12 protein-coding genes are annotated in these 13266 nt (G+C 69.7%); 6 read left to right on the top strand and 6 right to left on the bottom strand.

Going from position 1 to position 13266, the window contains the following annotated elements; all coding sequences use genetic code 11:
- Positions 1-29: 29 nt before the first annotated feature.
- The 3 genes from ACQKIP_RS24535 to ACQKIP_RS24525 form a co-directional block, all read right to left on the bottom strand.
- Positions 30-1100, bottom strand: coding sequence for a S1C family serine protease (locus tag ACQKIP_RS24535; RefSeq protein ID WP_365852666.1), 1071 nt, complete (start codon positions 1098-1100; stop codon positions 30-32).
- A gap of 172 nt (positions 1101-1272) precedes the next feature.
- The gene (locus ACQKIP_RS24530; protein WP_365852668.1) at positions 1273-1980 is read right to left on the bottom strand and encodes a class I SAM-dependent methyltransferase; all 708 of its coding nucleotides are present in this window, start codon (positions 1978-1980) and stop codon (positions 1273-1275) included.
- A gap of 74 nt (positions 1981-2054) precedes the next feature.
- On the bottom strand, positions 2055-2681 hold the full coding sequence (locus ACQKIP_RS24525; RefSeq protein WP_365852670.1) for a DUF3043 domain-containing protein: 627 nt from the start codon (positions 2679-2681) through the stop codon (positions 2055-2057).
- 268 nt (positions 2682-2949) lie between these two features.
- On the opposite strand from ACQKIP_RS24525, the gene ACQKIP_RS24520 reads away from it, so the two are divergent.
- The 5 genes from ACQKIP_RS24520 (at position 2950) to ACQKIP_RS24500 (ending at position 9380) form a co-directional block, all read left to right on the top strand.
- Complete coding sequence (locus tag ACQKIP_RS24520; RefSeq protein WP_351159509.1) at positions 2950-3741, top strand: PspA/IM30 family protein; 792 nt, start codon at positions 2950-2952, stop codon at positions 3739-3741.
- Between the two features lie 46 nt (positions 3742-3787).
- On the top strand, positions 3788-4066 hold the full coding sequence (gene pspAA, locus ACQKIP_RS24515) for a PspA-associated protein PspAA (RefSeq protein WP_365852672.1): 279 nt from the start codon (positions 3788-3790) through the stop codon (positions 4064-4066).
- Between the two features lie 118 nt (positions 4067-4184).
- On the top strand, positions 4185-5423 hold the full coding sequence (locus ACQKIP_RS24510; protein WP_365852674.1) for a sensor histidine kinase: 1239 nt from the start codon (positions 4185-4187) through the stop codon (positions 5421-5423).
- Complete coding sequence (locus ACQKIP_RS24505; protein WP_365852676.1) at positions 5420-6100, top strand: response regulator transcription factor; 681 nt, start codon at positions 5420-5422, stop codon at positions 6098-6100. Before ACQKIP_RS24510 ends, ACQKIP_RS24505 begins: the two co-directional genes overlap by 4 nt.
- Positions 6101-6251: 151 nt before the next feature.
- Positions 6252-9380 (top strand): efflux RND transporter permease subunit, encoded by a 3129-nt coding sequence (locus tag ACQKIP_RS24500; protein ID WP_365852678.1) that lies wholly within the window; start codon positions 6252-6254, stop codon positions 9378-9380.
- Between the two features lie 71 nt (positions 9381-9451).
- Here ACQKIP_RS24500 and nadA read toward each other — a convergent pair whose 3' ends face one another.
- A complete protein-coding gene (gene nadA / locus ACQKIP_RS24495) occupies positions 9452-10648 on the bottom strand; it encodes a quinolinate synthase NadA (RefSeq protein WP_365852680.1) in 1197 nt (398 codons plus the stop codon).
- 264 nt (positions 10649-10912) lie between these two features.
- On the opposite strand from nadA, the gene ACQKIP_RS24490 reads away from it, so the two are divergent.
- Positions 10913-11269, top strand: coding sequence for a HesB/IscA family protein (locus tag ACQKIP_RS24490; protein WP_030933606.1), 357 nt, complete (start codon positions 10913-10915; stop codon positions 11267-11269).
- Positions 11270-11359: 90 nt separating this feature from the next.
- Here ACQKIP_RS24490 and ACQKIP_RS24485 read toward each other — a convergent pair whose 3' ends face one another.
- Positions 11360-12859: a hypothetical protein gene (locus ACQKIP_RS24485; protein WP_365852682.1), complete on the bottom strand. Its 1500-nt coding sequence runs from the start codon at positions 12857-12859 to the stop codon at positions 11360-11362.
- Between the two features lie 169 nt (positions 12860-13028).
- Positions 13029-13247, bottom strand: coding sequence for a hypothetical protein (locus ACQKIP_RS24480; protein WP_365852684.1), 219 nt, complete (start codon positions 13245-13247; stop codon positions 13029-13031).
- Positions 13248-13266 lie beyond the last annotated feature (19 nt).

Raw genomic sequence — 13266 nt, 5'->3', positions numbered from 1 at the left:
CCCTCACGCCGTTCCTGTCGCTCTCCCCGCTACATCTCGCCCAGGGTGAGATCGGCGGTCTTGTCGGCGCCGTCCCTGGTGTACGTCACCTGCGTCTTGTCGCCCGGCTTCTCCCCGGCGAGGACCTCGGAGAGCGAGGTGATCGTGGTGATCTCGGTATCGCCCAGCTTGGTGATGATGTCGCCGGCCTCGATGCCCGCCTTGGCCGCCGCGCCGTCCTTCTGCGCCTCGACGACCGCGACGCCCGCGGGCTTGTAGTCGTCGCCGAGGACCGTGCGTCCCGTGATGCCGAGGGCGGCCCGGCCCGAGTCGGTGACCCTGCCGTCCTTGATGATCTGGTCGGCGACGGTCTTCACCATCGACGACGGGATGGCGAACCCGATGCCGGGCGCCGCGCTGTCGCCCATCTGCGGGTCGGACGCGGCGAGCGTCGGAATCCCGATGACCTCGCTGTCGAGGGTGACGAGGGCACCGCCGCTGTTGCCCGGGTTGATCGCGGCGGACGTCTGCACCATGTTCGCGATGGTGGCGCCGGCGGAGCCCTCCGAGCGGGGCTCGCTGACGGTCCTGCCGGTGGCGGAGATGATGCCCTGCGTGACGCTGGAGGACAGGCCGAGCGGTGAACCCATGGCGAGCACGATCTGCCCGACCTCGGCCTTCGTGGAGTCCGCGAACTTGGCGGCCTTGAGCCCGTCCGGCGGGTTGTCGAGCTTGATGACGGCGAGATCCTGCTCGGGGTAGGAGGTGACGAGCTTCGCGGTCAGGGCCTGCTCCCCGGTGGCCGTCGTGACCTTGAAGGTGCGCTCCTTGCCCACGACGTGGGCGTTGGTGACGATGTGGCCCTTGTCGTCGTAGACGACGCCGGAGCCCAGGCTGTCGGAGGCGTCGATCTGGACGACCGACGGCAGGACGTCCTTGATGACCTGCTGGTAGTCGTCCTGCAGACCGCTGTCCGCCCTGGGCGCGGCCTGAGTGGTGGACTCACCGGAATCCCCGGAGCCGGAACCGGAACCGGTCCCGGATGCGGAGCAGCCGCCCAGCAGCAGCCCGGCGGCGACGACGGCGGCGGCGGTGACGTTACGGGTACGCGAGACAGTCATGCCCCGAGTGTCCATTTCACCCCGGTATGCCGCCCTGAAATAGACGGCCGATCAGGGGGCTGCGGGCTCGCGTCTGATCGCGGCCTGGAGCGTCCCGCTCCTGCCCGTACAGCCCGATGCGGGGCAAACGGGTGGGTGGGCGGGAAAGATCCGCCGCGAAGCGGCGGTTCCATCAGTCCCGCACACCGCAGACGTGCAACAGAGCGGCGACCCGGCGATACGGGTCGGTACGCCCGGCCCGCTCCTCGGCGGCGAGCAGCGCCGCCAGTTCCGCGTCCCCCGGCACGGCCGCATCATCGGCCGCCTGATCGGTGAAGACCCGCACCCCGTACCAGGCATGCAACGGCGCCGCGATCCCCGCCAGCGAAGCGGACACCGCGTCGAGCCGATCGGCCCGCGCCTCGAGCCCGAGCCGATTGCGGTACACGGTGGAGTCGAAGGCCCCCATCGCCCCCGCCCAGTCCCCGGCGAGCCCCGGCCGCATGGCCAGCGCGTCCGCGTTGCGCACCAGCAGGGAGAGCAGCCCGCCGGGCGCCAGCATCCGGGCAAGACCCGCGAGCAGCGCGTCCGGCTCCTCCACGTACATCAGCACGCCGTGGCACAGTACGACGTCGAAGCTGCCCGGCAGGAAGTGCACCCCGGTGTCGCGCCCGTCGCCCTCGACGATGCGCACCCGCCCCTGGATGCCCTCGGGCTCGGCGCCGAGCGCCTGACGCGCCGCGGCCACCATCGCCGAATCCTGCTCGACGCCCGTCACCTTGTGCCCGGCGCGGGCCAGCCGCAGCGCCTGCGTGCCCTGGCCCATGCCCACGTCGAGCACGCGCAGCCGCTGCCCCACGGGGAAGCGCTTGGCTATCTGCTCGTCGAGCTGCCGGGTCACCAGCTCCTGGCGTACGGCGTTACGCAGACCGCCCAGCTTCGCCAGCCACGCGGCGGCCCCGCCGGCGAAACCGCTCAGGGCCGCTCTCCGCGCTTGACCTGCGGCTTCGGCAGTCGCAGCCGACGCATCTGGAGCGTACGCATCAGGGCGTAGGCGACGGCGCCCTTCTTGTTCTCGCTCGGGAAGCGCTCGTTCAGGCGCTTCTTCAGGCGGAAGGCCGTCGTCACCGAGTCCACGATGATCAGGACGATCACGAAGAGCCAGAGCAGCAGCGCGATGTTCTGCAACTGCGGAACGCGGACCATGCTCAGCACGAGGATGATCACCGCGAGCGGCAGGAAGAACTCGGCGATGCAGAACCGCGAGTCGACGAAGTCACGCGCGAACTTACGCACGGGACCCTTGTCGCGGGCGGGCAGATAGCGCTCGTCACCGCTGGCGAGCGCCTGGCGCTGCTTGTCCATCTGGACGCGGCGTTCATTGCGCTGCCGCTTCGCCGCCTCCTTGCGCGTCACGGGCGTATTGGCCACGCTGCGGCGCTGGGTCTGGGCCTCACTGCGCTTGGGCGTGGGGCGGCCCTTGGGGGCCTCGGGGTCACGGGGCTGCTGGGAGTCGGTCACCGGGGCCTTGCTCGCCGGGGCCTTCTCGTCCTTGGATCGGCTACGGAACACAAAACCCAAGGGTACGTGGTGCGAACGCATGGACCCCCGCCCGACGGGGAACGATCCGGCAACACCGGGCGTCTTGATTGTGTGGCTAAGGGGATGTTCCGTGTGGTTTACAAGCGGTTTTCGGGCGGTTCCCGGGGGTGCACCTACTCCCTACGCCTGAGCCCGGCCGGACACAGTCGTCCTTGGGGATGAGCGCATCCGCACGCGAACAGTGCGGTAATGGATGCAGGGCCCGTACTGTGGGTTCTGTTGCAGTACCTGGAGCTGGAAGTCCGTCAGAAGGGGGCGCGCGAAGCCCATGAGCGGTGTCATGAAGCGTATGGGGATGATCTTCCGCGCGAAGGCGAACAAGGCCCTTGACCGGGCCGAGGACCCGCGCGAAACCCTCGATTACTCGTACCAGAAGCAGCTTGAGCTGCTCCAGAAGGTGCGCCGGGGTGTCGCCGACGTGGCGACCTCGCGCAAGCGCCTGGAACTGCAGCTGAGCCAGCTCCAGAAGCAGTCCTCCACCCTTGAGGACCAGGGCCGCAAGGCGCTCGCCCTCGGGCGCGAGGACCTGGCCCGCGAGGCGCTCTCGCGCCGTGCGGCGCTGCAGCAGCAGGTGACCGACCTGGAGACGCAGCACCAGACGCTCCAGGGCGAGGAGGAGAAGCTCACCCTCGCGGCGCAGCGCCTCCAGGCCAAGGTCGACGCCTTCCGTACGAAGAAGGAGACGATCAAGGCCACGTACACCGCCGCCCAGGCGCAGACCCGGATCGGCGAGGCCTTCTCCGGCATCTCCGAGGAGATGGGCGACGTCGGCATGGCCATCCAGCGGGCCGAGGACAAGACCGCGCAGCTCCAGGCGCGGGCGGGCGCGATCGACGAGCTCCTGGCTTCCGGTGCTCTCGACGACTCCTCCGGGCTCGCCAAGGACGACATCCAGTCCGAGCTGGATCGCCTCTCCGGTGGTACTGATGTAGAGCTGGAACTGCAGCGGATGAAGGCCGAGCTGGCCGGCGGCTCGACGTCGAAGCAGGCCATCGAGCCGGGTCAGGGACAGCCGCAGGCCCAGCAGCCGCAGGACACCCCGCGCTTCGACAAGCAGTAGTAGTTCACCGCTCACGGGTTCACCGCTCACGTCCGAGGAGGGCGACATGATCGTACGGATCATGGGGGAGGGGCAGGTGAAGCTGGCCGACAGCCACTTCGCCGAACTGAACAAGCTGGACGACGAGCTCCTCGAGGAGATGGAGGGCGGCGACGAGTCCGGCTTCCGCCGGACGCTGGGCGCGTTGCTGGACAAGGTCCGGGAGCTGGGCGAACCCCTCCCGGACGACGCCCTGGAACCCTCCGAACTGATCCTCCCCGGCCCGGACGCGACCCTGGACGAGGTCCGGGAGATGCTGAGCGACGACGGCCTGATCCCGGGTTGACGCGGGGCAATCGGGTGGGTGGTTGGGAGACATCCGCCGCGAAGCGGTGGGACAGGATCCCTGCATCAGGCCGAGCGGCCGGGTCCAGCACCCCGCAGGGACCCGTACCGTTTAGGGCGTGACCACTCTCGTGCGAGGCCGCTGCTGGGCCAAGGCGCACCCCCTGGCCGTGGACGCCGTCCTCGCGGCAGCCGTCCTCGTATGCATGGTCATCGGATCCTTCGTCGAGCCGTACGGCCATGACGGCGGCCCCACCTGGGGTACCCGCACCCCGGCCGCGCTCAGCCTCGTCCTGATGGTGCTCGCCGCCGTCGCGCTGGTCTTCCGCCGCCGCGCCCCCTGGGCCGTGCTCGCCGCGACCTGCGGCCTCACCGTCGTCGACCTCGTCACCGGCGAGTTCCGCGGCAGTGTCGTGATGAGCGTGGTCATCGCCCTCTTCACGGTCGCCGCCCGCACCGACCGGCACACCACCTGGCGCGTCGGCCTGGTCACCATGACCGGCCTCACCGCGGTGGCGATGCTCGCGGGCCCCCTGCCCTGGTACGCCCAGGAGAACCTCGGCATCTTCGCCTGGACCGGCATGGCCGCGGCCGCCGGTGACGCCGTCCGCAGCCGCCGGGCCTTCGTGGACGCCATACGCGAGCGCGCCGAACGCGCGGAACGCACCCGCGAGGAGGAGGCCCGGCGCCGCGTCGCCGAGGAACGGCTGCGCATCGCCCGCGATCTGCACGACGTGGTGGCCCACCACATCGCCCTCGTCAACGTCCAGGCGGGCGTGGCCGCGCACGTCATGGACAAGCGCCCCGACCAGGCCAAGGAAGCCCTCTCCCACGTACGCGACGCCAGCCGCTCCGCGCTCAACGAACTGCGCGCCACCGTCGGCCTGTTGCGGCAGACCGGCGACCCCGAGGCGCCCACCGAACCCGCACCGGGCCTGGCCCGCCTGGACGACCTCGTCGAGACCTTCCGGCACGCGGGCCTGCCCGTCGAGGTCACCTGCGGCGACGCGGCAACGGACCTGCCCGCCGGCGTCGACCTCGCGGCCTACCGCATCATCCAGGAAGCCCTCACGAACGTGCAGAAGCACGCGGGGGCGGGCGCGAAGGCCGAGGTCAGCGTCATCCGCGTAGGACCGAACGCCGAGATCACGATCCTGGACGACGGAGGGGGCGAGAAGAAGGAGCAGAGCGGACAGGGCGACGGCGGCGGACACGGCCTCCTCGGCATGCGCGAGCGCGTCAGCGCCCTGAACGGCCGCTGCACCGCCGGACCCCGCTACGGCGGCGGTTTCCGCGTCCATGCGATCCTGCCCGTCACGGCAACGCCGGTCACCCCGGCAGAGGGAGGGACCGCGTGACGATCCGGGTGCTGCTCGCCGACGATCAGGCCTTGCTGCGCAGCGCGTTCAAGGTGCTCGTCAACTCCGAGCCCGACATGGAGGTCGTCGCCGAGGCGTCGGACGGCGCGGAGGCCGTCGAACTCGCCAAGTCGCAGGCCGCCGACGTCGTCCTGATGGACATCCGAATGCCCGGCACGGACGGCCTGGCCGCCACCCGCCAGATCAGCGCCGACCCCGCCCTGGCCCACGTACGGGTGGTCATGCTGACGACCTTCGAGGTCGACGAGTACGTGGTGCAGTCGCTGCGCGCCGGTGCCTCCGGCTTCCTGGGCAAGGGCGCGGAGCCGGACGAACTGCTCGGCGCGATCCGGATCGCGGCCGCGGGTGACGCGCTGCTCTCCCCGGTCGCGACGAAGGGCCTGATCGCCAAGTTCCTCGCACAGGGCGACGGTTCGGACGACGGCGCCGGGGTGCGCGGCGAGCGGCTCGACGCGCTCACCGGGCGCGAGCGCGAGGTCCTCGTACAGGTCGCGGGCGGGCATTCGAACGACGAGATCGCCGAGCGCCTCGAGGTCAGCCCGCTCACCGTGAAGACGCACGTGAACCGTGCGATGGCGAAGCTGGGCGCCCGTGACCGGGCACAACTCGTCGTCATTGCCTACGAATCGGGCCTGGTACGTCCAAGGGTGGAGTGAGTGCGGGCGCAACGTACTGCGCCCGCAGTATGCGCCGCATAAGAACGGGTCCTCGGAGTGACGAATCCTGCCCTGGACATGGCAGATCGTGTAGGGGGCACCGGCACGCCGGTGCCCGTTCCTGCGCAGTACGCCACAGAGAGAGACCTACATGTCCTGGCTGTCCCGGTTCAGCCTCGCCCAACGGGCCCTTGTCGGGCTGATATCGATCATCGCCCTCGTCTTCGGCGCGATCGCGATCCCTCAGCTCAAGCAGCAGCTGCTGCCCTCCATCGAACTCCCGATGGTGTCCGTCCTGGCCCCGTATCAGGGCGCGTCCCCCGATGTGGTCGAAAAGCAGGTCGTCGAGCCGCTCGAATCGTCCCTCGACGCGGTCGACGGCATCACCGGCATCACCTCCACGGCGAGCGAAGGCAACGCCGTGATCATGGCCCAGTTCGACTACGGCAGCGGCTCCAAGCAGCTCGTCGCCGACGTCCAGCAGGCCGTGAACCGCGCCGGGGCCCAGCTCCCCGACGACGTCGACCCGCAGGTCATCGCGGGCTCCACGGACGACATCCCGACCGTGGTCCTCTCCGTCACCTCCGACAAGGACCAGCAGGCGCTCTCCGACCAGCTCGACCGCACCGTCGTCCCCGCCATGGAGGACATCGACGGCGTCGCCCAGGTCACCGTCGACGGTGTGCGCGACCTCCAGGTCGACGTCACCCCCGACGACAAGAAGCTGGCGAAGGCGGGCCTGACCCCGGCCGCGCTCGGCCAGGCGCTCCAGGCCGGCGGCGCCACGCTCCCCGCGGGCTCCTTCGACGAGGACGGCAAGAACCGCACCGTCCAGGTCGGCGGCGGCTACACCTCCCTGAAGCAGATCCAGAACCTGATGATCACCCCCGAGGCCAAGCCGGGGGAGCGCCCGGGCAAGCCGGTGCGTCTCGACGAGGTCGCCACCGTCAAGCAGCAGCCCTCGGAGGCCACGTCCATCACGCGGACCAACGGCAAGCCCAGCCTCGCCGTCGCGATCACGATGGACCAGGACGGCAGCGCCGTCGCCATCTCCGACGAGGTCAAGGACAAGCTGCCCGACCTGCGCAAGGACCTGGGCGCAGGATCCGACCTGACGGTCGCGAGCGACCAGGGCCCGGCGGTCTCCAAGTCCATCGATGGCCTGACCACCGAGGGCGCGCTCGGCCTGGTCTTCGCGGTCCTGGTCATCCTGGTCTTCCTCGCGTCGATCCGCTCGACGCTGGTCACCGCGGTCTCCATCCCGCTCTCGGTCGTCCTCGCCCTGATCGTGCTGTGGACGCGGGACCTCTCCCTCAACATGCTCACGCTCGGCGCGCTGACCATCGCCATCGGCCGTGTCGTCGACGACTCGATCGTGGTCCTGGAGAACATCAAGCGCCACCTGGGATACGGCGAGGAGCGCGAGGCCGCGATCATCAAGGCCGTCAAGGAGGTCGCGGGCGCCGTGACGTCCTCGACCCTGACGACCGTCGCGGTCTTCCTGCCGATCGGACTGGTCGGCGGCATGGTGGGCGAGCTCTTCGGCTCGTTCTCGCTGACGGTCACGGCGGCGCTCCTGGCGTCCCTGCTCGTCTCCCTCACGGTCGTGCCGGTCCTTTCGTACTGGTTCCTGCGCCCCCCGAAGGACGTGCGCGGCGCCGACCCGGAGGAGGCCCGCCGCAAGGCCGAGGAGAAGGAGGCGAAGAGCAGGCTCCAGCGCGTCTACGTCCCCGTCCTGCGCTTCGCGACCCGGCGCCGCTTCACCAGCCTCGTCATCGCGATCGTGATCCTCGTGGGCACGTTCGGCATGGCGCCGCTCCTGAAGACCAACTTCTTCGACCAGGGCGAGCAGGAAGTCCTGACCATCAAGCAGGAGTTGAAGCCGGGCACCAGCCTGGCGGCGTCCGACGCGTCGGCCAAGAAGATCGAGAAGATGCTCGACGGCCTGGACGAGATCAAGGACTACCAGGTCACGGTCGGCTCCTCCGGCTTCATGGCGGCGTTCGGCGGCTCCACGGACACCAACCAGGCGTCCTACACCCTGACGCTCAAGGACAAGGCGGCCTACGACAAGACGCAGGACAAGGTCGAGGAGGAGCTCGGCAAGCTCTCCGGCATCGGCCAGACGTCCATCGCCGCCGGTGACGGCTTCGGCAGCCAGGACCTGAGCGTGGTCGTCAAGGCCGCCGACGGCGACGTGCTGCGCAAGGCGTCCGACGAGGTGCGGGACGAGGTCGCGAAGATCGACGATGTCACGGACGTCCAGAGCGACCTGTCGCAGAGCATCCCGCGCATCTCGGTCAAGGCCAACGCCAAGGCCGCCGCGGCCGGGTTCAACGACACCACCCTCGGCCAGGCCGTCGCCCAGTCGGTGCGCGGCACCGAGAGCGGCAAGGCGATCCTGGACGACACCGAGCGCGACATCGTGGTGAAGTCGGCGCAGCCCGCGACGACGATCGCCGAGCTGCGCAAGCTGAACCTCGGCTCCGTGAAGCTCGGTGACATCGCCGACGTCAAGCTGGTCGACGGCCCGGTCTCCATGACCCGCATCGACGGCGCCCGCGCCGCGACGATCACCGCGAAGCCGACCGGCGAGAACACCGGCGCCGTCAGCGCCGACCTCACCAAGAAGCTCGACGCGCTGAAGCTGCCGGACGGCGCGACCGCGTCCATCGGCGGTGTCTCCGAGGACCAGGACGAGGCGTTCGCCTCGCTCGGCCTCGCGATGCTCGCGGCGATCGCGATCGTCTTCATGCTGCTCGTGGCGACGTTCCGCTCGCTGGTCCAGCCGCTGATCCTGCTGGTCTCGATCCCGTTCGCGGCCACGGGCGCGATCGGTCTCCTGATCGCCACCGACACCCCGATGGGTGTCCCGGCGATGATCGGCATGCTGATGCTGATCGGCATCGTGGTGACCAACGCGATCGTCCTGATCGACCTGATCAACCAGTACCGCGGGCAGGGTCACGGCGTGGTCGAGGCAGTCGTCGAGGGCGGCCGCCACCGCCTGCGCCCGATCCTCATGACGGCCCTCGCGACCATCTTCGCCCTGCTCCCGATGGCCCTCGGCATCACGGGCGAGGGCGGCTTCATCGCCCAGCCGCTCGCGGTGGTCGTCATCGGCGGCCTGATCACGTCGACGCTCCTCACCCTCCTCCTCGTCCCGACGCTGTACGCGATGGTGGAACTCCGCAAGGAGAAGCGGCGCACGAAGCGCGAGGCGAAGCGGGCGAAGAAGGCGGGCGTCCCGGAGCAGGAGTACGCGGACTCGGCCGTCTAGCGGCGCGGCACAATGAATGCGTAAGGGGCGCCCGCCATTAGGGGCGCCCCTTACGCATGGGAAAGGCGGGACTACGGAAGCGCCAGCATCCGCTCAAGCGCCAGCTTCGCGAACTGCTCGGTCTCGCGGTCGACCTCGATCTGGTTGACCAGCTTGCCGTCGGCCAGGGACTCCAGGGCCCACACGAGGTGCGGCAGGTCGATGCGGTTCATGGTCGAGCAGAAGCAGACCGTCTTGTCGAGGAAGACGATCTCCTTGTCCTCGGCGGCGAAACGGTTCGCCAGGCGGCGTACGAGATTCAGCTCGGTCCCGATCGCCCACTTGGAACCGGCCGGAGCCGCCTCCAGGGTCTGGATGATGTGCTCCGTGGAGCCCACGTAGTCCGCCGCGGCCACGACCTCGTGCTTGCACTCGGGGTGCACCAGGACGTTGACGCCGGGAATCCGCGCGCGCACGTCCTCCACCGACTCCAGCGAGAAGCGCCCGTGCACCGAGCAGTGTCCGCGCCACAGGATCATCTTGGCGTCCCGCAGCTGCTCGACGGTCAGGCCGCCGTTCGGCTTGTGCGGGTTGTAGACCACGCAGTCGTCGAGCGAGAGGCCCATGTCGCGGACCGCGGTGTTGCGGCCCAGGTGCTGGTCGGGCAGGAAAAGGACCTTCTCGCCCTGCTCGAAGGCCCACTCCAGGGCGCGCTTGGCGTTCGACGACGTGCAGATCGTCCCGCCGTGCTTGCCGGTGAAGGCCTTGATGTCGGCGGAGGAGTTCATGTACGAGACGGGGACGACCTGCTCGGTCACTCCGGCCTCGGCCAGCACGTCCCAGCACTCCGCGACCTGCTCGGCGGTGGCCATGTCGGCCATCGAGCAGCCGGCGGCCAGGTCGGGAAGGACGACCTTCTGGTCGTCGGTGGTCAGGATGTCCGCGGACTCGGCCATGAAGTGCACGCCGCAGAAGACGATGTACTCGGCCTCCGGCTTGGCGGCCGCGTCCTTGGCCAGCTTGAAGGAGTCGCCGGTGACATCCGCGAACTGGATGACCTCGTCGCGCTGGTAGTGGTGGCCGAGCACGAAGACCTTGTCGCCGAGCTTCTCCTTGGCGGCGCGGGCACGCTCCACCAGGTCGGGGTCGGAGGGCGACGGCAGATCGCCGGGGCACTCCACGCCGCGCTCGCTCTTCGGGTCGGCATCGCGTCCGAGCAGCAGCAGGGCGAGCGGCGTCGGCTGGACGTCGAGTTCCACGGGGGACTGGGCGGTGGTCACGACACGCACCCTTTCTTTTCTGCAGACGAGCCTTTTCGTCTAATTGACGTTATCTATCATAACCGCTTCACGTCAGTTTGACGATGGCCATAGTGTCGATGTGACGCGTTCGCCTTTGGCGGGCCGGTGCTCCACGGGACGGCATGTGCGAGCATGGAGGGACAGATGGCCGAGAGCCTCCGGAAGACACAGCGCTCGGCCCGGAATGAATCCGCGGCCCCGCCGGTTGCAACCGTCGGCAAGCAGTCTCCGTACAACCCGGGAGAGAAGCAGATGTCCGTATCGGACGAGACCACCACCGTGAGCGACGGCATCCTCCTGTCCGACGCCGCCGCGGCCAAGGTCAAGGGCCTTCTTGAGCAGGAGGGCCGGGACGACCTGGCGCTGCGCGTCGCCGTTCAGCCCGGCGGCTGCTCGGGCCTTCGCTACCAGCTGTTCTTCGACGAGCGCTCGCTCGACGGCGACGTGGTCAAGGACTTCGACGGCGTGAAGGTCGTCACCGACCGGATGAGCGCTCCTTACCTGGGCGGCGCCTCCATCGACTTCGTCGACACCATCGAGAAGCAGGGCTTCACGATCGACAACCCGAACGCCACGGGCTCCTGCGCCTGCGGCGACTCGTTCAGCTAAATCGCTCTGTACGTGCGAAGGCGGCCCCGGAAATCTCCGGGGCCGCCTTCGTTTTCGTATGTGAGGGCTGGAGCGTGAGGGCCGTGGGTGCTACTTGCGGGGCACCGTCGCGCCGCCCTCCGCGTCCACGACCTTCCGGTCGCCCAGCGGCTTGTCCAGGGTCACCGTCTCGGTGAACTCCTTGGCCATCATGACGCAGACCTCGCCCTTCTTGTGGGTCTCGGTCACCTTCACGCGCACGCTGTCCTTGCTCTCGTCGGCCGACGCCGAGTAATCGCTGCAGACGCCGCCCCAGAAGTGCACCGTGAGGGACTTGCCGTCCGCGCGGTAGGACTCGACGTGCGCGGTCGGGTCCTGCTGTCCCGTGCCGGGCTCCTGCGTGGGCTTGTCGGTGGGTGTCGGGTCCGACGGCGGTGTGCTCGGCGAGGTGAGGAACTTCGGCTCCACCGCCGGATGCGTCACCGTGAAGGTGTCCTTCGCGCCGTCCGGCTTCACGTCGAAGAGCCAGGAGGGCACGAGCGTCTGGCGGCCGTCCACGAACTGCACCGCGAGCCCGAACGTGGCGTCCTTCACCGTGATCGGCTGCGGCTTCGGAGGCGCGGAGGAGGGCTCGCACGGAGCCTGCTTCTTGCCCTCCTTGCCCGACGCGTCCTCGGGCATGGCGGTGGCGCAGCCGCCGATGCCGACACTTCCGCCGCCACCCGACTTGTTGAGCTGGGCCAGGGTCTCGTCGGCGCTGATCACCGGGTAGGTCGCGCCCTTCTCCGGCGCCTTCAACTGACCGCTGCCGCCGACCACTTGACCGTCCGAGCCGACCTGGATGCCGGTCGACCAGCCGTACGTCGGCAGGCCGCCGACCTGCGGATCGGCGTTCACCACGCGTACGCCGCCCATGAGTTGGCGCGCGTCCAGCTTCGCGTCGTCCTGCCCGACCGCCTTCAGGATCGGCGCGGCGGCCTTCTTCGCCTCGCTCTCGGAGACCGGGTCGCCCTTGCCGTTCGGGGCGGTGGACGTCTCCGAGCTCTTCGAACAGGACTTGCCCTTCAGACAGTTGTCACTGCCGCCGGTGGCGTACCGCGAGAACGTCCAGGTGCCCGGCGCCTGCTTGCTCACCTGGAGCGAAGGCCCGGAGCCGTCCTTGGCGGAGCCGACCTTCCAGGCGCCGTCCTGCGAAGTGGGCTTGCCCGTGACGCCGAGTGCCTTGGCCAGCTCGGTGACCTGGTCGCCGGTGACGGTGCCCCGCGCGTGGTAGACGGCCGCCGAGTCGGGGCCGCCGGGCAGCTTGCCCTCCGCGCGGTAGGCGGCGCCGTTCGGGTCGGGCTCCCCGGGGGCGATGCCCTCGGTGCCGCCGTCCTGGCCGCCTTCCTGCTTGTCGCCGTCCGTGTGTCCGTCGAGCGCGAGAGGTGGAGGCGTCCCGCCGCTGCCGGCCGGAGAACTGCCGCTGCCGTCGCTGCCGCCTGACGCGGTCGCGGCGAAGTAGGCGCCGCCGCCACCGACGAGCAGCACCGTGGCCGCCACCGACGCGACGGCAAGGCGGGAACGCCGCCGGTGCTGCCCGGCCGCGTCATGGTCGGATCGCTCGGTGCTCACCGCATCGCTCCTTCGACTGCACTGCTGTCCCTGGAGGCCCGTGTGCGGGCCTCGTTCGTATTCCGCGTCCCCTTTACGGGGGACAGCGGTGGGACGCAGCGGGGGAGTGCACGGTTCCATCGGGAGCGCGCGCTTCCATCGGCGCGCGCCGATGGAGCACCCCCTCGTCTCAGTCGCCGTACTCCGACATGCCGTCGATCAGCCGCGCGGAGGCTGGCGGGACGCTGATCCCGTGGATCAGCGCGGGCGAGACAGGAGCGGTCGAGGCGGCGGCGGGGGCCACCCAGTGCGGGGCCATGCGGGCGCAGTCGCCGCGCAGAGTCTCCAATGTCTCCGAGGGCAGCTCGACGGGACGCGTGGTGACGACATGCTTCGGGATAACGGCCATAACCGCACCGTACGCATCC

This window comes from Streptomyces sp. NPDC059900 (assembly GCF_050270335.1).
Lineage (GTDB): Bacteria > Actinomycetota > Actinomycetes > Streptomycetales > Streptomycetaceae > Streptomyces.
Note: the sequence above shows the minus strand (reverse complement) of the source record. Positions and strands in the feature narration are given on the sequence as shown.